Origin of the sequence: Chitinibacter bivalviorum (assembly GCF_013403565.1) — a bacterium.
Taxonomy (GTDB): domain Bacteria; phylum Pseudomonadota; class Gammaproteobacteria; order Burkholderiales; family Chitinibacteraceae; genus Chitinibacter; species Chitinibacter bivalviorum.
In genome coordinates, this window is sequence record NZ_CP058627.1 from 1,844,961 (window position 1) to 1,865,197 (window position 20,237).

At 52.5% G+C, this 20,237-nt stretch carries 20 protein-coding genes; 10 read left to right on the forward strand and 10 right to left on the reverse strand.

Annotated features, from left to right (window positions below):
• Window positions 1-55: 55 nt before the first annotated feature.
• Complete coding sequence (locus HQ393_RS08670; RefSeq protein WP_179354830.1) at window positions 56-991, forward strand: HD-GYP domain-containing protein; 936 nt, start codon at window positions 56-58, stop codon at window positions 989-991.
• 67 nt (window positions 992-1,058) lie between these two features.
• Here the strand turns inward: HQ393_RS08670 and HQ393_RS08675 are convergent, their stop codons facing one another.
• Window positions 1,059-1,343: an EF-hand domain-containing protein gene (locus tag HQ393_RS08675; protein WP_179354831.1), complete on the reverse strand. Its 285-nt coding sequence runs from the start codon at window positions 1,341-1,343 to the stop codon at window positions 1,059-1,061.
• A gap of 82 nt (window positions 1,344-1,425) precedes the next feature.
• On the opposite strand from HQ393_RS08675, the gene HQ393_RS08680 reads away from it, so the two are divergent.
• Complete coding sequence (locus HQ393_RS08680; protein WP_179354832.1) at window positions 1,426-1,740, forward strand: DUF2322 family protein; 315 nt, start codon at window positions 1,426-1,428, stop codon at window positions 1,738-1,740.
• Between the two features lie 164 nt (window positions 1,741-1,904).
• Window positions 1,905-2,666 carry a MipA/OmpV family protein gene (locus tag HQ393_RS08685; RefSeq protein ID WP_218871103.1) on the forward strand — a complete coding sequence of 254 codons (762 nt, stop codon included), beginning with the start codon at window positions 1,905-1,907 and terminating at the stop codon, window positions 2,664-2,666.
• Between the two features lie 94 nt (window positions 2,667-2,760).
• Here HQ393_RS08685 and HQ393_RS08690 read toward each other — a convergent pair whose 3' ends face one another.
• Window positions 2,761-4,212: a DEAD/DEAH box helicase gene (locus HQ393_RS08690; RefSeq protein ID WP_246307866.1), complete on the reverse strand. Its 1,452-nt coding sequence runs from the start codon at window positions 4,210-4,212 to the stop codon at window positions 2,761-2,763.
• A gap of 322 nt (window positions 4,213-4,534) precedes the next feature.
• On the opposite strand from HQ393_RS08690, the gene prmB reads away from it, so the two are divergent.
• A complete protein-coding gene (prmB, locus tag HQ393_RS08695) occupies window positions 4,535-5,443 on the forward strand; it encodes a 50S ribosomal protein L3 N(5)-glutamine methyltransferase (protein ID WP_179354834.1) in 909 nt (302 codons plus the stop codon).
• A gap of 65 nt (window positions 5,444-5,508) precedes the next feature.
• Here the strand turns inward: prmB and HQ393_RS08700 are convergent, their stop codons facing one another.
• Window positions 5,509-6,810, reverse strand: a complete 1,302-nt coding sequence (locus HQ393_RS08700; RefSeq protein ID WP_179354835.1) for a GGDEF domain-containing protein — start codon at window positions 6,808-6,810, stop codon at window positions 5,509-5,511.
• Window positions 6,811-7,138: 328 nt separating this feature from the next.
• Between HQ393_RS08700 and HQ393_RS08705 the strand changes: the two genes are divergently transcribed.
• Window positions 7,139-7,291 carry a hypothetical protein gene (locus HQ393_RS08705; RefSeq protein WP_179354836.1) on the forward strand — a complete coding sequence of 51 codons (153 nt, stop codon included), beginning with the start codon at window positions 7,139-7,141 and terminating at the stop codon, window positions 7,289-7,291.
• A gap of 131 nt (window positions 7,292-7,422) precedes the next feature.
• A complete protein-coding gene (recQ, locus tag HQ393_RS08710) occupies window positions 7,423-9,225 on the forward strand; it encodes a DNA helicase RecQ (RefSeq protein WP_179354837.1) in 1,803 nt (600 codons plus the stop codon).
• A gap of 261 nt (window positions 9,226-9,486) precedes the next feature.
• Here recQ and HQ393_RS08715 read toward each other — a convergent pair whose 3' ends face one another.
• The 3 genes from HQ393_RS08715 to HQ393_RS08725 all read right to left on the reverse strand — a co-directional run bounded on the left by HQ393_RS08715 (window position 9,487) and on the right by HQ393_RS08725 (window position 13,720).
• Window positions 9,487-10,407, reverse strand: coding sequence for a phosphotransferase family protein (locus HQ393_RS08715; RefSeq protein WP_179354838.1), 921 nt, complete (start codon window positions 10,405-10,407; stop codon window positions 9,487-9,489).
• A 125-nt stretch (window positions 10,408-10,532) separates the two neighbouring features.
• Window positions 10,533-13,007, reverse strand: coding sequence for an ABC transporter permease (locus tag HQ393_RS08720; protein WP_179354839.1), 2,475 nt, complete (start codon window positions 13,005-13,007; stop codon window positions 10,533-10,535).
• Window positions 13,004-13,720 (reverse strand): ABC transporter ATP-binding protein, encoded by a 717-nt coding sequence (locus HQ393_RS08725; protein ID WP_179354840.1) that lies wholly within the window; start codon window positions 13,718-13,720, stop codon window positions 13,004-13,006. Before HQ393_RS08725 ends, HQ393_RS08720 begins: the two co-directional genes overlap by 4 nt.
• Here HQ393_RS08725 and HQ393_RS08730 point away from each other — a divergent pair.
• On the forward strand, window positions 13,719-14,324 hold the full coding sequence (locus tag HQ393_RS08730) for an arylesterase (protein WP_179354841.1): 606 nt from the start codon (window positions 13,719-13,721) through the stop codon (window positions 14,322-14,324). The genes HQ393_RS08725 and HQ393_RS08730 overlap by 2 nt on opposite strands.
• 321 nt (window positions 14,325-14,645) lie before the next feature.
• Here HQ393_RS08730 and HQ393_RS08735 read toward each other — a convergent pair whose 3' ends face one another.
• From HQ393_RS08735 to HQ393_RS08750, 4 genes are read right to left on the reverse strand one after another with little or no spacing between them, the layout of a single operon-like run.
• Window positions 14,646-15,227 carry a BON domain-containing protein gene (locus HQ393_RS08735; protein ID WP_179354842.1) on the reverse strand — a complete coding sequence of 194 codons (582 nt, stop codon included), beginning with the start codon at window positions 15,225-15,227 and terminating at the stop codon, window positions 14,646-14,648.
• Window positions 15,227-15,817: a phosphoheptose isomerase gene (locus HQ393_RS08740; RefSeq protein ID WP_179354843.1), complete on the reverse strand. Its 591-nt coding sequence runs from the start codon at window positions 15,815-15,817 to the stop codon at window positions 15,227-15,229. Before HQ393_RS08740 ends, HQ393_RS08735 begins: the two co-directional genes overlap by 1 nt.
• 28 nt (window positions 15,818-15,845) lie before the next feature.
• Window positions 15,846-16,181, reverse strand: coding sequence for a YraN family protein (locus HQ393_RS08745; protein ID WP_179354844.1), 336 nt, complete (start codon window positions 16,179-16,181; stop codon window positions 15,846-15,848).
• Window positions 16,178-17,299 (reverse strand): penicillin-binding protein activator, encoded by a 1,122-nt coding sequence (locus HQ393_RS08750; protein WP_179354845.1) that lies wholly within the window; start codon window positions 17,297-17,299, stop codon window positions 16,178-16,180. Before HQ393_RS08750 ends, HQ393_RS08745 begins: the two co-directional genes overlap by 4 nt.
• Window positions 17,300-17,366: 67 nt before the next feature.
• Here HQ393_RS08750 and HQ393_RS08755 point away from each other — a divergent pair, with 67 nt between their 5' ends.
• The 3 genes from HQ393_RS08755 to istB all read left to right on the forward strand — a co-directional run bounded on the left by HQ393_RS08755 (window position 17,367) and on the right by istB (window position 20,185).
• A complete protein-coding gene (locus tag HQ393_RS08755; protein WP_179354846.1) occupies window positions 17,367-17,804 on the forward strand; it encodes a hypothetical protein in 438 nt (145 codons plus the stop codon).
• Window positions 17,805-17,894: 90 nt separating this feature from the next.
• Complete coding sequence (gene istA / locus HQ393_RS08760; RefSeq protein WP_179354847.1) at window positions 17,895-19,391, forward strand: IS21 family transposase; 1,497 nt, start codon at window positions 17,895-17,897, stop codon at window positions 19,389-19,391.
• Window positions 19,388-20,185, forward strand: coding sequence for an IS21-like element helper ATPase IstB (istB, locus tag HQ393_RS08765; RefSeq protein WP_281361457.1), 798 nt, complete (start codon window positions 19,388-19,390; stop codon window positions 20,183-20,185). The genes istA and istB overlap by 4 nt, the downstream gene beginning before the upstream one ends.
• The last annotated feature ends 52 nt before the right edge of the window (window positions 20,186-20,237 follow it).

Here is a 20,237-nt window from a genome sequence, read left to right on the forward strand (position 1 = left end):
TCATTTGAATACGCTAATATAGTGAAACCTAGTTTGCACCATCGGCAGCATTTGAATGTCACCTGAGCCCACTTCCGCTTTACAGCTCATTCGGCAAGCCCGCATTGATTTAGCGGCGCTGCTGGCTGATCCGCTTGCCGCCGACAATTTTGTCGCGGCGGTGTCTAATATTGTTCAGCTCATACAATCTGCGTGCCAACAATCCGTTGAAGTCTCGCTAGCGACGATTTTGCTCGAAATCGAGACGCCCTACCCGATTCGCCATGCCGTTGATGTGGCCATCGTGGCCGAAATATCGCTGATTAATTTGGGTCGCACCGAGCTTGAGCGCGGGTCCATCTTGGCGGCGGCGCTGACCATGAATTTGGGCATGCATGCTTTGGAGGCCATCTTGGCCGAACAAGACGGCCCTTTGACCTCTGAGCAACGGGCGCAGATGCAAGCGCACCCACTGATCGGCCGCGATCAATTGCGCATGCTCGGTGTATCCGATATTCAATGGCTAGATTGCGTCGAGCAACATCACGAGGCGCCCGATGGCTCGGGCTATCCACGCAAACTCAAAGGCTCAGAAATTACCTTTGATGCCCGCCTGTTGGGGCTAGCCGATCGTTATTGCGCGATGCTGGCCAATCGCAGCTACCGTCGCCGTCATTTGGCCGATGCGGCCATGTTTACGTCACTGAATAGTGGCGCAGGCAGTCTGGATCAGAAATTGGCCCAACTGTTTCTGTCCACGCTGGGGCTGTACCCGCCCGGCAGTATTGTGCACTTGCTCAACGGCGAAACCGCCGTCGTCGTCAAGCGCGGCAAACTCGATAGCACGCCCTTGGTCTTGGCGCTGTTTGACGCCAAAGATAATTTACTTAGCCACCCGGTGTTGCGTAACACCGCAGACTTTGACTTGTCGGTGATTAATCTGCTCGATAGCCGGATTATTGCGGGGCAGCTACCGATGGTAAATATCTGGGGCGAAGCGGCTCAAGCTTAAATTAACCAACAGCAATGCATAAAAAAAGCGGCTACAGCCGCTTTTTTTATGGTGTGGACTCATGCAATTACTTAGCACATGGGCGCGGCATACTTGCGCGCTCACCGCGACGCTGATCGCGCATTTCACGCATTTTTTCATGCGCCGCTTTGCGCTCAGCTTCAGAGATGACGCCATCTTTATTGGTATCCATCATATTGAAGCGCTCGTCCATATGTTTCATGAATTCTGCACGGGTCACATCACCTTTAGGCATTCCTTCCGGCCCCGGGCCGTTCCCAGGCGCTGCCATCGCCAAAGAAGCAGCAGACAACAGGCCTGCAATACACAGTGCTTTGATAGAGTGACGCATTTTCTTTTCCTCGGGTTAGAGCGCAATAGCGCGCTTGTATGTTATAACGCCTGACTCATTCAAACCGTTGACAAGGTAGATTATGAATTTCGCTGAACAACTGGCCCAGCTGCCAACCATCGATCATTTAGCCGCCATCGAATTACTGCATGGTGATGAGATCATTGCTCGTATTGAAAACAAACCCGGCCAAGCTGGCAGTGTTCGCGTGTATCACGCCTTGTTTCAAGAATTTGGCGCCATCAGCAATATTGCAGCACAAAAGGGTCTGCGCATTTACGCCGAGCATACTGCTGACGCCGAGTTAAACCCTGGCAAACACCCCAATATTGATCGCTTGTTTCCAATTGCCGAAGGCGCAACACCTTTGGCCGTACGATTGATCGCTGCCGCGTAATACAACACCGCCAGTCAACGGCAGCATTGGGCTGATAGACACTGGAGACTCGGCCAAGGTTGCGCTTGATACAATCGGAAATTAGCATCATTCATATGCAGAGCCACGACCACATGACAAGTACAATCAAGGGTATAGCCCAACTTATCTTTTCAGCACTCGCATTGAGCAGCATACCCTGCCATGCCGAAGTAGATATGGGCAGTCTTGCTGTATCACCATTGAGCAATCACTCGGCCTCTAGCCCTATACCCGATGGCTTTATCGTCGGCGGTGTAGGGCTCTATGGACAGTCGCGTTATCAAGCCGAAAGCAATACTACGATGGCGATTCCTGGCTTTCTGTATTTTGGCAGCCAGTTTTTGTTTCTCGGCGATCGGGTGCGCTACTACGTGTATAACCAAGACGCGCTTTCAGCTTATCTTTACGGCCGAGTGCGAATGGGTAATCTCAACCCCGCTGACAATGCCGCATTTGCAGGCATGAACAAACGTAAATGGGAGTTAGAAGCGGGTTTGGGCGGCTCCTACATCACACCCTACGCGGTATTATCGACCCGCGCAGCGAGCGATGTCACCGGCACCAGTAATGGGCAAGAATTACTGCTGTGGGCAGACTTCCCGATCAGCAGGGACAATTGGCTCATTATGCCCGGCGCTGGCGTTTTCATCCGTAGCGCCAACTTTTCGAACTATTATTTCGGCGGCGTATCGGCAAGCGAAGCAACTGCCACGCGTCCCGCATGGAATACGGGTACCACCGTCGATGTTGGTTTCTCTTTAATTACCTCGTATCGCTTTAATAAAAACTGGCTAGGCACTTTTTCTGCCAATTATGAGCTGTATGACTCGAGCATCAGAAATAGCCCATTGGTGCAACATCGCGGGGAACTGTATGTGATCGCTGGGCTGGGGTATATGTGGTAAGAGCCATCAGGCAGTGACTGTATTTTCTTTTTGCACAAAAAAAGGGCCAATTGCTGGCCCTTTTTTAATCCCGACGCAAACCCAATTTTTGGACTTATTCTTGCCCGAGCGGAGGGCGTTTTGGCAAAAACAGGGCCGCAATTTGCGGTGCGCGCTTTGGCAATTTGGGCAAATCATTGGGCAGCGCCGGAATATCCATCGCATCGCGCGCCGCGCGCGATGGCATACGATCACCTGTTGGCACACCTTCGCGAACAGCAGCATCGCGAACATGTGAATCACGTTTCCCAAAGCGATCACGCTCATTGCGAGCACCACCACGGCTAGCGCCGCGCTCGCCACGATCTGAGCCGATGCGTTCACGCGTTGATTCGCGCTCGTCGATAATCTGGATCGTTCCTGGCGAAAAACCGGGCACTGGAATCAATGGCAAATCGCGTTTAAGCAAGGCTTTGATGCCGTTGTAGGCTTTGTCTTCTTCGGGCGCGACCAGCGAAATCGCAATGCCAGTTGCACCCGCGCGACCTGTACGGCCAATGCGATGCACGTAATCTTCAGGATTGGTTGGCAACTCAAAATTCACCACAAACGGTAAATCGGTCACATCCAAACCCCGCGCAGCAACATCCGTCGCCACCAATACTTTCGTTTCGCCCGCTTTGAATTTGTTCAGCGCTTCAGTACGGGCCTTCTGATCGCGATCGCCGTGAATCGCCTCGCAATTAAAGCCTGCGCGTTTCAAATCGCGTGAAACCTGCTCCGCACCAATTTTGGTACGACAAAATACGATCACCTGCGTCATCGCATGAATGCGGATCAGGTGTGCGAGCAAGGCGCGCTTGCGGCCCGACTCAACGGGGTGCAACTCTTGCTTCACCGATTCATTGGCCGAGTTTTGGCGCGCGACTTCGATCTTGACCGGATTATTCATAAACTCATTGCTGAGCTTGACGATTTCCGGCGCAAACGTAGCCGAGAACAGCAGCGTTTGCTTGCGATTGGTACACAACTTAAAGATTTCGCGAATATCGAGAATAAAGCCCATATCGAGCATACGATCGGCTTCGTCGAGCACCAAAATCTCAACCTGCGACAAATTGATATTTTTTTGTTGAATATGGTCAAGCAAACGGCCTGGCGTGGCAACAAGCACTTCCACCCCATTACGCAAAGCCGGAATCTGCGCCTTGATATCCACGCCGCCGTACACCACGTGGCTGCGCAAGCCAGTGTATTTGCTGTAAGTCGCCACATTATCGTAAACCTGATCGACCAGCTCACGTGTTGGCGCCAAGATCAACACACGAATCGGATGGCGCGCGGGTGACACACTGGTACTGGCGTGACGGATAATTTTGGTCAGAATCGGCAGCGTAAACGCGGCGGTTTTACCGGTACCGGTTTGGGCTGCGCCCAACACATCTTGCCCGGTGAGGATGACTGGAATGGCTTGCGACTGGATCGCGGTCGGGTTTTCATAGCCCTGCTCGGCAACTGCCTTTTGAACTTCAGGCGCAAGGCCAAGCGTCGCAAATGTCATACCCATACCACTCCAATGTGCAATTTCAACTAAAGCGGCACTTTACACCATGCGCGCCTTGCTGAATACCGTAAACGACTCGAATGAAGCTGTACGGCGACCTAAGCGCTCTTTTTGCCGTTGATTGGCAGTTTTTGCGATGAATCAAGGCATTGCGCTGATCGCAGGTTCATTCTAGCCATGCCAAAGTAGGCACGGCGCACTCACAAACCGACAACGCCTTGCCACGACGTCCAAGTTGAAAAATCGCTGGCTCTGCAAGTACTAAGCACAGCGCGCTCAATTTTGCGTAAACTGGCGAAAATCCCACTCTGACTGGAGAAAACCCATGTACGAAACCGCCCGCGAATACCTGACTACTGTGCGTGACCTGCACCGCTTTGCCGTCAGCCGATTCAATGCTGCCGAGCTGTTTTATGGCCATGGCACAAGTGAAGCATGGGATGAAGCGGCCTATCTGATTTTGGCCACGCTGAAATTACCAATCGATCGCCTTGAACCTGTTTTTGATGCGCGCCTCTTGCCCGAAGAAGTAGAGCAAGTGCTCAATGTGCTGCAAGAACGTGTCGTCACGCGCAAACCTGCGGCATACCTCACCAAAGAAGCCTATCTGGGCGAGTTTAAGTTTTACGTCGATGAGCGTGTGATTGTGCCACGCTCATTCATCGCCGAGATCATGATGAATGGCGCACTAGAGCCTTGGATCGAATATCCAGAGCTGATTCACAATGCGCTCGACTTGTGTACGGGCTCAGGTTGCCTGGCCATTTTGATGGCGCACATCTTCCCAGATGCGGCAATTGATGCGGTTGATTTATCACCGGACGCGCTCGATGTCGCGGAAATCAATGTGCTCGACTACAGCTTGGGCGATCGCGTCGATTTGCTCGACTCGGATTTATTCAGCGCCGTCTCGGATATGAAATACGATTTGATTATTTCAAACCCACCGTATGTTGATGCGCACAGCGTGGAAGAATTGCCGCCAGAATATCTGCATGAGCCAGAAATGGCGCTGGGTAGCGGTGAAGACGGTCTGGATATTACCCGCCGCATCTTGGCTGAAGCGACGACGCACCTCAATCCGCAAGGCGTTCTGGTCGTTGAAATCGGTCACAACCGCGATGTACTGGAAGAGCAATACCCAACGCTGCCCTTTATCTGGTTGCCGACTGAATCGGGCGATGGATTTGTATTCCTGTTGACGCGCGAAATGCTGGTTGAAGCTGGCTTGTAATTAACTAAAGGGTATATTGATGAGATGCTTTATTTAAAAGATCTGCATTGATATACCCTTCACCATCACCCCAACTCAACGCGATTTCGGCCACCGCCTTTGGCTCGATATAGGGCCTGATCGGCGCGCTCGATCAGAGCACTAAACTGCTCACCAGGCACCCGCGTTGCCACGCCGCACGAACAAGTTACCCTCATCCCTTCTGGCCAGCTGGCCGCCTCAACGATGGCGCGAATTTTCTCCGCCAAAGCACTCGCCGCTAACTGAGGCAAGCCCGGGCTCACCACCAAAAACTCCTCGCCCCCCCAGCGCACGAGAGCATCTGCGTGTCGTATTTCACGCCCCACCAAGAGCGCAAACTGTTTGAGCACCTCATCACCAACCGCATGGCCATATTGATCGTTAATCCGTTTGAAAAAATCCAGATCGACAAACACAACACTTAGGCCAGCTTCGCTCGGTAAATCGTCATGCCATTGCAGCAACAGAAAATCGCGCAAACCCTCGCGATTGAGCACGCCCGTGAGCGGATCAATTTGGGCTTTATTGCTCAAGACTTGGGCTTGGATTTCCAGTACTCGGTTTATTTGCTCAAGCTCGCTCATTTGTGCCCGCTTGAGATGAAAACGTTCGCGATACGCTAGTAACTCCAGCAGCAACCAGATAAAGCCGAAGAGCATCCATGCAATCACAATGCCGAGCAGCAAATTAATCAGGCTGATCCATTTCCCGCGAAATTCGATTGATCGGATTTCGATTTGATAATTTCCGCTCACGACTTGGCCGGGTGTGGCAATTTCGACTTGCGGCACATTATTGAGCTTCATATCGGTGAGTAGAAATGGGATATTTTTTTCATCAACCCACCATGTCGCCACCCGGAAAAACCGCAGGGGAATCACAATCTTGCCATCATCAGGCACCACGACCTCAAGTTCATTCACTTTTAATGACAATGGGTCGGTTAGATTAGAAAATTCGGGCTCATAGTTGCGCAAATAGATGCGCAATTTCTTATTGCCCGGCGAGACCAGACGAACATCTAACGCCATCGTGTCGAATTCAGATAAATCGACCCCAGCAGGAGGCGCCGCCAGCCGCAAACTCGCCTCGCAAAATGGCCATTGATATGCTGTGGCATCCAGCGCGCACTTTACAATCGTGGCCTGATTAGCCTGCTCAAGCTGCGCAATACTCTTCCCCCCTAGCGAACGATCATCAATGGGCGAGAAGAGCTTGCTGTCCTGCTGGCCATCAATGCGTAGCACTCGGGTCATGCCAAAATGCTGCCACAGCAATAAGCAGATCGACAGCAGCATTAAGCTCAGCATTGCGATGCGCAAAATATTTAATGCACGATTTGTCATAGATTAACCACCGAAATTAAGGTGCATACTGCAGCACGAAGCGACATAACAGTTAGGGTCGGATGCCATTGGTTGCTCTCTTTCACTCTAGTTGATCAGAGTCTTTGAATACGGAAAGATTCATTTCAAATCGCTAATCTAGCGGCAATGGCAATATTTGCCCCATCACACGCTCTACCATACTTATTTAAAAGCAAATTTTGGCCATCACGCGGCCTAAGCCTTTACTAGCAAGCATGAATTTCTGATGAATGACCCAATACGATCTTGTCAAACATCGTCAGCAATCTTTATACTGTCGGTCAATTGTTATCTGCGCGAGCGTTTCATGCTGGAATTTTTGATTATCACCCTGATTGTCTTGGCCTGTTTGCCGTTTATTCCTTGGCCAAAATGGGGAAAAAAGAAATCCTTGCTCGATCAACACCTCCATCCGCTCACAACGATTGCAGGTCCGATTGATCCAGATGAAAAAGATTAAGGCGGGTATTACCTCCAAATCCTTTTCAGCCAAGCCCTACCCAGCCATACCCCACCCGAAACAACTCGCGTAATTTCCCCCGATCCCGAACAGCGACGATCCAGACGAAGCGGCGTACAATACGATCGCTTATGTCCAATACACCACCTCACTCCACAGCCCTGCATTTTCTCGAGCATGTTTTTGGCTACCGTGCTTTTCGCGGCATGCAGGAACAAATCGTCACTGCGCTTTGCGCGGGTGAAGATGCACTCGTTCTGATGCCCACTGGCGGCGGCAAGTCGCTGTGTTATCAGATCCCAGCCTTGGTGCGCGCAGGCTGTGCCATTGTGGTTTCTCCGCTCATTGCCTTAATGCAAGATCAGGTAGAAGCACTCAAGGAAGTCGGCGTTGCGGCCGCTTTTCTGAACTCGACCCTGGATGCACAAGCCGCGCGTGACGTTGAGCAGGCCTTGCTCAATGGTCAACTCAAATTGCTCTACGTCGCGCCCGAACGATTGATGACGCAGCGCTTCCAATCGCTCTTGCGTCAGGCGCATATTTCCTTATTTGCCATTGATGAAGCGCATTGCGTCTCGCAATGGGGCCATGATTTTCGACCCGAATACTTGGCGCTCTCGGTCTTGGCCGACGATTTTCCCCATGTACCACGTATCGCACTGACCGCCACAGCGGATCATGCAACCCGTGCAGAAATGAAGCAGCGGCTGCATTTAGAACACGCCCACGAATTTGTCGCCAGCTTTGACCGCCCCAATCTGCGCTACACCATTGTCGAGAAAAAAACCGCCCGCGACCAATTACTCACTTTTTTACGCCGCGAACACGAAGGCGACTCTGGCATTGTCTACTGCCTGTCGCGCAAAAAAGTTGAAGACACCGCCGCTTGGCTGCGCACGAAAGAAATCAAAGCCCTTCCCTATCATGCAGGGCTTGACGCCAGCACGCGCGCGAAACATCAGCAAATCTTTTTGCGCGAAGAAGGCGTCGTCATGGTCGCAACAATTGCGTTTGGCATGGGCATCAATAAACCCGATGTGCGCTTTGTCGCGCATCTGGACTTGCCCAAATCAATCGAAAATTATTATCAAGAAACGGGCCGAGCAGGACGCGATGGTTTGCCTGCCAATACTTGGCTCGCCTATGGCCTCAATGATGTCATGCTGCTGGCCGAAATGATTGAACAAGGCGGCAGCCCCGATGAGCAAAAACACGTCGAACGCCGCAAGCTCGACGCCATGCTCGGCTTGGTGGAAGCGACCGAATGCCGCCGTACTGTGTTGCTGGGCTATTTTGGCGAACAAACCGTTCCTTGCGGCAATTGCGACAATTGCCTCAATCCGCCGCAATTGGTTGAAATGAGCCAAGCAGCGCAAAAGGCGCTTTCCTGCGTTTATCGTACTGGCAATCGCTTTGGCGTCGGGCATTTGGTGGATGTTCTGCGCGGAAAAAGTAGCACCAAGGTCAAAGAATACCTGCACGACAAAATCAGCACTTTTGGTATCGGCAAAGACATTGACGAAGCCAGCTGGCGTGCCGTATTTCGTCAACTATTGGCCAAAGGTGCCTTGCAACTCGCTCCCGAAGGGCATGGCGGTCTGCAGTTGACCGACTCAGCGCGCCCCTTCTTAAAGGGCGAAACGCCGCTCTACTTGCGCGCAAGGACTGAGAAATTTAGTTACCGGGGCGATAAAGACAGTGAATTTAGCTCGCCCGCCGATCAGGCACTCTGGCAGGCTTTGCGCAAATTGCGCAAACAGTTGGCCGACGAAATAGAAGCCCCTGCTTACCATGTCTTTGGTGATGCCACGCTTAAAGAAATGGTGCGCCTGCGGCCGCTCGATCATTACGAGCTATCTCGGATCAGCGGTGTGGGCGATCGCAAACTTGAAAAATATGGCGACGCATTCTTGCGGGTGCTCAATAGTCAATAATGCGGCTCGCAACGCTGCGCGCCTTAAAGATGTAGTAAACCGACAGAAGTTACAAATGTTTACCCAAATTACGTGCAGGAACACTTTCAGCGTTGTTTTTGTGTTGCGTCCCAACAAGTTACATTGACAGTCGCTTGGCCGAAGCCTAGATTGAGCATTGACACTTTGGCTGGCGTTTGGAAGGCGTTGCCCGATGCTGTCTCGACTGTATTAAATTTTTTCCAGCCCCACTTTTGTGGGGCTTTTTTTTATCTTTACAACTTAAATTGCGGCCAATAGTGGCTCTGATTTGAGTAATTGCTGCACCTTGGCGATTTTACGCGCCAAAATAGCTTCATCGCAGACGCCCGTTTGACGAATCTGGCGCACATCGCAAAATAAGCCAAAATAAGCCAAACGCAGCCTAACCGCAGCGTCAAAACTGGATTTTTTCAGGTAGTTATTCAGCAGCTTCAGATCAGGCCGCACCGCATCGAGGTGCACCAAATCGAGCTCGCAATGCGCAAAGCGCGCCATACCCGGATCAATCACGCCACACAAACGGTGTGTATCGGGATCAACCAGAAAATTAGCCGCGTGCGCATCGCCATGAATCATGCTGCTGCTCGTCACGTTGGAAGGTGGAATACGTTCAAAGACAGCGGCCAGATCAATCAAGCTGGTGCGCAGAGCTGCACTCACTGTCTCGCTCGCCTCGGGGCTTTGCAGCCACTCAACCCGATTGGCCAAGTCTTTCAGATAAGCTTGCGCAAAGGTGTCGTGCCAAGCCCCGGTTTCATCTTGAAATCCTTTTTCGCAGGAAATCGCGTGCAGTGTTCTCAGCCAATCGACAAAATCATCGGCAAAGCGGTCAATTTCAATCGGCGATTCCAGCTCATGACTAGCTGGCGCACCATGAATATAGGTCAAGATCAGCGCCTCACCGCGCTCGCCAGGCTGATGAACGGCGATGACTTCAGGCAAAGCGTAGCCATGCACATAACGACGCAAAACACCGAGCGCATCCGCTTCGCGCTGCGCTTGATTGGGCTGGCGATAACATTTGAGCACAGCACGCAGACGGCCAACTTGCACGAGATAAACATCGGCCTGAAAGCCGGTAATCTTTTCCACGGAACTGGCATTTGCGCCCAAATAGGTTTGGCACAACCGCTCCACTTGCCCTTGCTCGAGAATAAACATGGCTCACCTCTACGTCATCATTGGCACTGAGGATGCGCTTTCGGCGTAAGCGATGTTTTGCGCTGGCACAAAAAAACTTCACATCGGAATTTGAATTCCTACTTTTACCGCAACTTCTGGTGCCTTTATTGCAAGATTTGTAAAGGTGAGGTCTTCGACAGCCGCCATAAACGCCGCCCTACCGTGACCGCCGCCAGCAACATGCCCGCCAGCGCCGAGTAGAATGGCAAGCTCCAATTGATTAGCCAAGGCAATTTAAACAAGGTCTGGGCGACGTACCAAGCCCCCACTGCGGCCACCGTGCCGGCCAGTAAGCCCGCCACAGCCCCCAGCAACAGGCTTTCCAGCCACCAGATCTGCGCGATTTTGCGCGTACTAGCCCCCAACGCCCGCATCAACGCCGCCTCGTAACGACGTTCGGCTTCATTGGTGTCGAGCGCCGCCAGCAAGACGGTCAAGCCTGCGAGCAAACACATCACAAATACCAAGCGCAAGGCTGCGCTGGCCAGACTGATCACCGACTCAACTTGAGCCAGCACTTGCCCCACGTCGATCACCGTCACATTCGGCAACGCATGCACGAGCTCTGGCACCAGTTGCTTGGCGCTCGGCGGCAGATAAAAACTACTGATCAAACTGCTCGGCTGTCCCTGCATCATGTACTCGCTGCCGATCACAAAGAAATTCGCGCGAAACGAGCCCCAATTGACTTTGCGAAAATTCACCACCGGCGCACTCACCGCCGTACCAGCAATATCAAAGGTCAGCACATCGCCTAGCTTGATGCCCAATTGCTTCGCCAGCTCAATTTCAACCGACCAACCGGGCTGATCTACGCGCAATGCTGGCCCCTCCACGCGCTGATTATCGCTGCGTTCATCATCGCCCCATGAGAGATTAAATTCTCGCTCTGCAAGGCGCTGCGCTCGCTCTTCGGTAAAAGCGCGTGGATTGACCGCGACCTGATTGTGCAAGGTCCAGCGGCCACGTATCATCGGTAAGATTTTCGGCTCAGCGAGCCCTGCCCTGGTAAACAATTGCGCAAATTGTGCCTCCTGTTCGGGCTGAATATTCACGGCAAAATGATTCGGTGCGTTAGCGGGCACTTGATTGCGCCAAGCGGCGAGCAGGTCTTGCTGCACAACGGTGAGCAGCCACAAACCGCACAAACCCAGCATCAGCGCGGCTAATTGCGCCAACACTAAGCCGGGTTGACGCAGCATCTGCCGCAAGGCAATTTTCGCCGCACCGCGCGGAAATAATCGCTGCAATAGTTTGAGTATCGCCCAACCCAAGGCGGCAACCAGCAAGAGCGCTAGCACAATACCCCCACCCACTATAGCCGCCAACTTAATATCCTGAGATATTTGTATCAATATACCCGCCATGGCCAATATCGTTATGCCGTATTGCCACAACCAATGGGCGCTAGGGACTAATTCGCGGCGCAAGACGCGTAATGGCGACGTTTTGGCCAGAGTCAGCAATACTGGGCCCGCCGAGCCCAACAATAAAACCAAACCGAGTCCACTCGCCCACAACCACGGCGCAAGACTCGCGGCCGGTAATGCAGCGGGAAGTTGATCGGCAATCGCAAATACTAAAATCAACTGCGCCAGCCAGGCCAGCGCGCCGCCCATTACTGCAGCAAAACCCAGCAGCAATAGCAACTGACTTAACAGCAGCCGCCGCACCATGGCCTGACTCGCCCCCAGCGTCCGCAGCAAAGCGACCGTATCAAAATGGCGCAAAGCAAAGCGTCGTGCCGCCAGCACAATGGCAACCGCCGCCAAGACACCCGCCAAGAGTGCAGCCAGACGCAAAAAGCGCTCGGCGCGATCAATGGCTTCTTTGAGCTCGGGGCGCGAGTCACGCACATTCTCGAGGCTTTCCCCGCGAGCCAATTGCGGTTTTACCGCTTGCTGCCAGCGCGCAAGGCTAGCTTCATCACCCGCGACCATCAGCCGATACTTCACCCGACTGCCAAAGCCCAATAGACCGCTGCGCGCCAAATCGGCCTCATTCATCAATACGCGGGCCTGCAAGCTAGAAAAATCAAAGGCCGCATCCGGCTCGCGGTCGATAATGCCGCGTACTTTTAATTTGAGCTGACCCAGGCTAATGTCATCACCGACCTTGAGCCGTAACACCGCTTGCAATCGCTGATCAATCAGCGCCTCGCCTGCGCGCGGGGTCTGCGCCACATCAGGGGCCAGCACGGTCAACTGACCGCGCAGTGGGTAAGTTGCACTCACCGCCTTCACGGAGGCCAGACTCGTTTGCTCTCCCGCACTGACCATCGATGGAAAGGTGGCTGAGCTGGCCAACCTCAAACCGTCTTGTTGGGCTAATTGCGCGTATTTGGGGGCAATCGCATGATCGGCAATCAGTACCGCATCTGCGGCTTGCAGTTGATTGGCTTGCCCGAGTAGCAATCGCTCGACGCGCTCGGTAAGCATCCCGACTGCGGTCAGCGAAGCAATGGCGATCGTCAGCGCCAAGAGCAGCGTTTTATATTCGCCAGCGCTCATGCTGCGACGAAACAATTTCCAATCTAGCGCCCAACGAGTGCGCGATGGCATTAAGCTAGGTGCTGTCATCGCGCCTCCTCAGTCGTTGGCGCCAACCATTCAATGACTTCACCACCCTGCAAACGCAAACGATGTGAGCAGCGTGCAGCCAGCATTTCATCGTGTGTCACCAGCACCAGCGTCGCCCCCATTTCGCGATTGAGCTCAAATAGCAAATCGGCGATCACCGCCCCCGTCGCGGTATCAAGGCTGCCAGTAGGTTCATCGGCAAACAGGACGGCAGGCTTGGGCGCAAAGGCCCGCGCCAGCGCCACCCGCTGTTGCTCGCCGCCCGAAAGTTGGCGCGGTAAATGATTCAGACGATGTTTCAAACCCACCCGCTCTAGCCATTTCAAGGCGCGAGCCTCGGCATCGACGTCGCCGATTAACTCCAGCGGTAGCATGACATTTTCTAAAGCCGTTAATTCGGGCAGCAATTGAAACGATTGAAAGACAAAGCCAGCCAATTGGCCACGAACACGCGCGCGGCCGTCTTCATCGAGCAATTGCAAAGCTTGTCCTTGCAACAGCACCTCACCCTGCGTGGGTAAATCCAGCCCCGCCAACAGCGCCAGCAAGCTCGATTTACCTGAGCCAGAGCGCCCCACAATCGCCAAACTAGCGCCAACTGGTACACTGAAATTAATATCATGCAAAATCGTCAGCGACTGCGCCTCGGTCTCGACCGACTTATGCAAATGATGCACCGCAATCATGGCAGCTTTTGGAGTAAATTCAGACATGTTCAAACGTTTCCTTATCAGCCTATTCGGCGGTTTAAGCTTGCAGCACGCGGCCTTTGCGGCCGACCCCGTGATACTGGTGTTTGGCGACAGCCTCTCGGCGGGTTACGGCATCGCGGCCAATCAGGCTTGGCCTAGTTTGCTCGGACAACAGTTGGTGCAACAAGGTAAAAAATATCGCGTGGTCAATGCCAGTGTGTCAGGTGAAACGACAGCGGGAGGGCTAACAAGATTCCTTGCGACACTCAAACAACATCAGCCTAAATGGGTTATTTTGGCGCTGGGCGCGAACGACGGGCTACGCGGACTACCCATCGCGACCATGCAAAACAATCTGGCCGAGATGATTCGCCAGTCTCAAGCCAGCGGCGCCAAAGTGCATTTAATCGGGATGCAAATGCCGCCCAATTACGGCGCGGCCTACACCCAGCAATTTGCCGCGGTTTACCCCGCCCTTGCCAAACAATATCGCACCAGCCTGACGCCATTTTTATTAGCACCGATCATTCAGCAAAATAACTACTTTCAAGCGGACCAGTTTCACCCGACTGCGGCAGCGCAGCCACTGTTGCTGAAAGCGATTTTGCAAGATCTAAAACTATAAATACCCACCAAGGTATAGCCTTGCAATCATTTTAAATAAATAACCTCGAGGCAATACCCACAAAAACAAGGGCATGTTCAGATGACGTGTTGATAACAAGAATCGTAGGGTGGGTTAGCCCCTTAGGGCGTAACCCACCGTGACGCGACATAAAGAAAAGCAGCGTAACGGTGGGTTACGGCTTAGCCTAACCCACCCTACGAATATCGTTTTTCCTAGTCAAACCAAGTACTGTTCATATCAACACATAATCTGAACATGCCCAAAAACAATCTAACTCAGCCATAAAAAAACGCCACATCCTGTGGCGTTTTTCGGTTACTACTGCATGGGTGCTAATGGCTGGATCAGCTTCACGACACGACTCACTCCCGAGACGGAAGCGGCCAGCGCAGCTGATTTATCCGCCAAGGCCGGTGTACTCATCCCCAGCAAATACACGACAGTGCGGTCGGTAATAACTTGGATATGAATATTCGACGGATCGCCACTCGAGGTAAAGATCGCGCTTTTTACTCGGGTGGTGAGCTGCGTATCATTCAGCCGCTCGGTGGTCGTTGAAACTGGGCCGACAAACAGCTCGTTAAACACGCGCTTGGTTTGTGGGAAAGAACGCGCAATTTGCTCGGCTTTGGCTTTTGCCGCCTCATCGGGCACTTCGCCCGTCAGCAATACTGCACCACCAAATGTATTCACCGAGACATGCGCGCGGTCTTTCCATTCATCTATGATTTTGGCACTGAGATTGGCGCCCAATTCCGTATCGGTTTTAATCATCGCCGTTGGACGCGGATCTGCCCCAACCCACGCTCCGACCGCAACGCCACCGACCAACACCAAAGGCACACATGCGCTCAGCCCCAAACTGGCGGCGATAATGGCAGCGCTCACAACTCGCTTCATTAATCACCCCCCAACAGCATAAAGTCGACCGCATCACACAGCGCATGAATCGCCGTGATATGGACTTCCTGAATCCGCGCGGTGCGTGGATGTGGCACGCAAATATTGACGTCGTCTCCGGTCATTAAATCGGCAATCTGTCCGCCATCGCGACCGGTAAATGCCAGTACTGTCATTTGTCGATCGTGCGCGGCATGAATGGCTGAAATCACATTTGCTGAATTGCCTGAAGTGGAAATGGCCACCAAGATATCGCCGGCGCGACCCAAGGCATGGACCTGCTTGGAAAAAACCAGATCAAAATCATAATCATTGGCAATCGCGGTAAGCGCCGATGAATCGGTCGTCAGTGCAATGGCAGGCAAACCTGGGCGCTCACGCTCGAAGCGCCCGACCATTTCAGCGGCAAAGTGCTGCGCATCGGCCGCTGAGCCGCCATTCCCGCAGGCCAAAATTTTGCCGTCGGCAATTAAAGTCTGGACCACTTTCTCGGCCGCCAGCGCAATAGCGGGGCTAAGCACTTCCATCGCGGCTTGTTTGGCGGCGATGCTTTCTTCAAAATGCTGCTGCACGCGTTGAATTAAATCCATGGTTTATCCTTATTAATTGCATTTTGCGCTATGCGCTGATGCAGTTCTTCAGCCAAGTAATGGCTTGATCGTCAATGCAAATGGCATCAAATCGGCACGCGGGCGTGGATTTGATACTTTGTAAATAATATTGGGCAGTCGCCAATAATTTGGCCTGCTTTGCTGCGGTAATACTGGCCGCAGCCCCACCAAAACGGCTAGCCCGACGCATGCGGACTTCCACAAACACCAATTGCGCGCCATCCTTGGCGATCAAATCGATTTCCCCCGCTCGGCAAGCCCAATTGCGGGTGATGATGGTTAAGCCTTGTTGCTGCAGATATTCGGCCGCTTGTTGCTCGGCTTGGCTGCCTTTTAAATTCATGGTGCGCTCGCGCTACGGCCCATCGTACGCAGTACCATTTCGCGCGAGATCACATTATTGTCGCCCATCGTTAATATGCCGGTGAGCCCTTCCAGATGATCGATGGTGCCATCATTGATTAAGATGGCGGCGATTCGCCAAGCATCAACCCCTAAAGCAAATAAACGTTCTAAATCATTTGAGCTAGAACGCGTGCGATTATATAGCTCATAGCCTTCTTGCTTTGGATTTGCCAGCCAGGGCATATCCAAATATTTCACCCCTGTCAGATCCACCATCGTCGTCGCGCCAAGGCGACCGGGGTCGATTTGGCTGGTGGCATAGACAGGTCGCTCATTGCCTAAGAAGGGGCGAATAATGCGGGCATTTTTCGCATCCATCGCCAAAAACACTGAGTCGGCATAGGCTTGGCTTAATTGCTCTTTTAAACCGCTGGCATCACGTTTGGCATTGCCGATGCTAATGATGGTGGGGCTGCTGCCATTTTTCGCTTCCCACGCGCTTGCAAAGCCTTGCGCCAATCGCTGCCCCAAAGTATCGGCACTTTGCAATACAACCACTTGGTGCAAGCCATCGAGCTTCATTTGCTGCGCTGTATCCATCGCATCGGCTTCTACCGCAAGGCCAAAACTATATAGTTTTGTTTGCGGCAAGGTTGTTTGATCAAAGCCATTGAGCGCGACCACAGGGACTTTAATCTCCGTGCTATCAGCAAGGAAATTTAACGCCGACTTGGTCAATGGCCCAATGACCGCTTTTGCACCACCTTCGACGGCTTTTTTATATTGCGCCTGAATATCTTCTTCTTTATCCGTCGTATCAAAGACACGAACCAGCGGCGAATCGGCGCCGCCATACACCCGCTCAGCCGCTAAAACCCCCGCACGAATACTATCCACGGCAGGCTTAAACGCCTTGGCATTGCCGGGCAAAAGTAGCGCAATATAGCTAGGCTTCAGGCTTTCTACCGTCTCTTGCGCATGGGCAATAGTGGCCGTAGATGCCAGCGCCCCGTATAGTAGAGCACTAGCGCCAACGAGGCGGGTCATTTTTGCAGCCATTTTGGCTACAGTAGCAGCGCTTTGCGCCGTCGCGCGCAAGCCAAGGAGAGTTTTCACGTGCATAAGCCTGATATTCCTGTCAGCAAGTCTGCATTATAGCATCGCAAGCCCCAAGTCATTGATTATGAAGATTGTTGATATTAAACAGCCACTTACTGCTACACGAACTGCTACCGAGACTGCTACAGTGGTTCATGTTTTTCAGCGCGCAGGAAGCAAAAATTACTACGTTAGATACAAACCCTCCGAAGCCGCTTTACCCGCCTTTGATAACCGCAAAGACATCTGGGAGAGCACCGGCACATCCGACAAACGAGAAGCAGAAAACCGAGGAGTCGGTCTACTGGCTGCAATGATAGCCAAGGAAAAGCAGTACCTCGATGAATTTTTACCATACGTCCAGAAGCGTTTCATTGAATGCAAAACTGAAGCTGAACGTACCGATATTGCATTGAAGATGGCTGGGGGCTGGCTATATAAAGACTTCCTACGCCAGCAAGAGTTGCTCGAACTTCAGTTAAAAGTTGCTGGTCTATGGCTGTTGAGGCGCACTGAATATTGACCAGCAAACTGCGGTTTTGCGCAGTGAATTTTGACCAGGGTAACTAATCTCCAAGCTCATTCATCGAGCAAGGATTTTGAGGTGATTACCATGGCCACATTTGCTAAAGTTCGCCGCATGTATTTTCGCGACCAACTCTCGATCAGCGAGATTGCACGGCGCACCAGCTTAACGCGCAATACCATCAAGAAATGGCTACGTACCGACTCAGCTACCGAGCCGCGCTATCGACGCAAGTCTAGCCAAACCAAGCTGTCTCCCTTTATTCCTCAACTCGTTAAAGCATTACAAACCGATCTACATCGCCCCAAACGAGACCGGCGTACTGCCAAGGTATTGTTCCAGGAGCTAGTGACTGCGGGCTTTGGCGGCGATTACTCCCGAGTCACTGCGTTTATTCGTCACTGGCGCACGCAAACGATGGGGCATCACTTGAAGTCTGCATTTGTGCCACTGCGCTTTGCCTTGGGCGAGGCATTTCAGTTCGATTGGAGCGAAGAGCATGCATTCATTGGTGGTATTCATCGCAAAGTCTTGCTGGCCCACATGAAGCTGTGCGCGAGTCGCGCTTTTGCATTGATGGCGTATCCTAGCCAAAGCCATGAAATGCTGTTTGATGCGCATACTCGCGCCTTTCAGATGTTAGGGGGCGTGCCGCTGCGAGGGATTTACGACAACATGAAGACGGCAGTCGACAAGGTGCTGCCCGGCAAGGAACGCATCATCAACGCCCGCTTTCATGCGATGACTGCCCATTATCTGTTTGATACTGAGTTTTGCAATGTCGCCTCCGGCTGGGAGAAAGGTATTGTCGAGAAGAATGTACAAGACCGGCGCCGACACATCTGGCAAGCCGCATTGGCGCTCAAATTCGCGAGCTTTGACGAGCTCAATGCTTGGCTTGAGCAACAATGTCAGTTGGCTTGGCAGCAATTGCGTCACCCAGAGTATCCTGAGCTCACATTAGCCGAATTACGCCAAGATGAGCAGCTTCACATGATGCCATTTCCAGGTGCATTTGATGGTTACACCGAAGTCTTGGCGCGGGTATCAAGTACGTGTCTGATTACCTTCCAGCGCAATCGCTATTCAGTACCGTGTCATTGGGCCAATCAAATGGTGAGTGTGCGGCTATATCCCAGCCGTCTGGTTATCTATGCCGACCAGCAAGTGATCGCAGAGCATGTACGCAGCTTTGAGCGCAGTCAGACGTTTTATCACTGGCAACACTATCTTCCTTTGCTCGAGCAAAAGCCTGGCGCGTTGCGCAACGGAGCTCCGTTCAATGAAATGCCCGCAGATTTGCGGCAACTACAACAGCGCTTATTGCGCCATAAAGGCGGAGATCGCATCATGGCCAAGGTCTTGGGTTGTGTACCCAAATACGGCTTAGAAACCGTTCAGGTCGCCGTCGCGTTGATGCTTGAAACGGGCAAAGTCAGTGCTGAGCATGTCCTGAATGTGCTGGCCAGACTGCATGAAGCACCTCGGCCAGATGCCCTTGAAGTGGCATTGGCGCTGAATGAGCCACCACTGGCAGATAGCCAGCGCTACGATCAATTGCATCAAGGGTTGGGGGTGTCATGATGAAGTTGGATATTCAAGCCGAACTGAAGCGGCTCAAGCTGCATGGTATGGCCGCCACTTACGCTGAGCTGCAGCAAGCCAGCAGCAGTGGCACGATGGACATCCTCGATGCCAACCTCACGCAACTGATCGATGCGGAACATGCCGACCGACACGTACGCTCCATCAGCTATCAGATGCATTCGGCTCGTTTCCCGCATCATCGGGATCTCGCGGGCTTTGATTTTAGCCAGTCGAAAGTCGATGAACGTTTGATTCGTGTGTTGGCACAGGGTGAATACGTTCAGGCGGCACACAATATCGTCATGATTGGTGGTACAGGAACCGGTAAAACCCACCTCGCCACTGCGCTGGGTGTTCATGGCATCCAGCAACATAGTTTGCGGGTTCGTTTCTATTCCACGTTGGAATTGGTCAGCCGATTAGAGCAAGAGAAAAGCAAAGGCAAGTTGGCCTATAGCTTAATGCATATGGATGTGGTCATTCTGGATGAGCTGGGCTATTTGCCATTCTCACAAGCGGGTGGCGCATTGCTGTTTCATTTGCTGAGTAAGCTGTACGAGCGCACCAGTGTGATTATCACGACGAATCTGACCTTTGCAGAATGGCCCACGGTCTTTGGCGACGCCAAACTCACCACGGCTTTACTCGATCGACTGACCCATCATTGCCACATTATTGAAACGGGGAATGAATCGTGGCGATTTAAGCAAAGCAGTGCGAATGCAAAATTGAAGATTCAAGAGCGAGAAAGACAAAAAGAACAGTTGCCCGAACGTGGGGAGTTGTTCTGAAGAAGTAGTAAAAAGCAGCAAAAGCCGATAGGCTAAAGAGGGTCGTACACGA

Excerpts from the sequence above, each read along its gene's own strand:
- HQ393_RS08670 (WP_179354830.1), top strand. The coding sequence starts at position 56 with ATGTCACCTGAGCCCACTTCCGCTTTACAGCTCATTCGGCAAGCCCGC.
- HQ393_RS08675 (WP_179354831.1), bottom strand. The coding sequence starts at position 1,343 with ATGCGTCACTCTATCAAAGCACTGTGTATTGCAGGCCTGTTGTCTGCT.
- HQ393_RS08680 (WP_179354832.1), top strand. The coding sequence starts at position 1,426 with ATGAATTTCGCTGAACAACTGGCCCAGCTGCCAACCATCGATCATTTA.
- HQ393_RS08690 (WP_246307866.1), bottom strand. The coding sequence starts at position 4,212 with ATGGGTATGACATTTGCGACGCTTGGCCTTGCGCCTGAAGTTCAAAAG.
- prmB (WP_179354834.1), top strand. The coding sequence starts at position 4,535 with ATGTACGAAACCGCCCGCGAATACCTGACTACTGTGCGTGACCTGCAC.
- HQ393_RS08700 (WP_179354835.1), bottom strand. The coding sequence starts at position 6,810 with ATGACAAATCGTGCATTAAATATTTTGCGCATCGCAATGCTGAGCTTA.
- HQ393_RS08705 (WP_179354836.1), top strand. The coding sequence starts at position 7,139 with ATGCTGGAATTTTTGATTATCACCCTGATTGTCTTGGCCTGTTTGCCG.
- recQ (WP_179354837.1), top strand. The coding sequence starts at position 7,423 with ATGTCCAATACACCACCTCACTCCACAGCCCTGCATTTTCTCGAGCAT.
- HQ393_RS08715 (WP_179354838.1), bottom strand. The coding sequence starts at position 10,407 with ATGTTTATTCTCGAGCAAGGGCAAGTGGAGCGGTTGTGCCAAACCTAT.
- HQ393_RS08720 (WP_179354839.1), bottom strand. The coding sequence starts at position 13,007 with ATGACAGCACCTAGCTTAATGCCATCGCGCACTCGTTGGGCGCTAGAT.
- HQ393_RS08730 (WP_179354841.1), top strand. The coding sequence starts at position 13,719 with ATGTTCAAACGTTTCCTTATCAGCCTATTCGGCGGTTTAAGCTTGCAG.
- HQ393_RS08725 (WP_179354840.1), bottom strand. The coding sequence starts at position 13,720 with ATGTCTGAATTTACTCCAAAAGCTGCCATGATTGCGGTGCATCATTTG.
- HQ393_RS08735 (WP_179354842.1), bottom strand. The coding sequence starts at position 15,227 with ATGAAGCGAGTTGTGAGCGCTGCCATTATCGCCGCCAGTTTGGGGCTG.
- HQ393_RS08740 (WP_179354843.1), bottom strand. The coding sequence starts at position 15,817 with ATGGATTTAATTCAACGCGTGCAGCAGCATTTTGAAGAAAGCATCGCC.
- HQ393_RS08745 (WP_179354844.1), bottom strand. The coding sequence starts at position 16,181 with ATGAATTTAAAAGGCAGCCAAGCCGAGCAACAAGCGGCCGAATATCTG.
- HQ393_RS08755 (WP_179354846.1), top strand. The coding sequence starts at position 17,367 with ATGAAGATTGTTGATATTAAACAGCCACTTACTGCTACACGAACTGCT.
- istA (WP_179354847.1), top strand. The coding sequence starts at position 17,895 with ATGGCCACATTTGCTAAAGTTCGCCGCATGTATTTTCGCGACCAACTC.
- istB (WP_281361457.1), top strand. The coding sequence starts at position 19,388 with ATGATGAAGTTGGATATTCAAGCCGAACTGAAGCGGCTCAAGCTGCAT.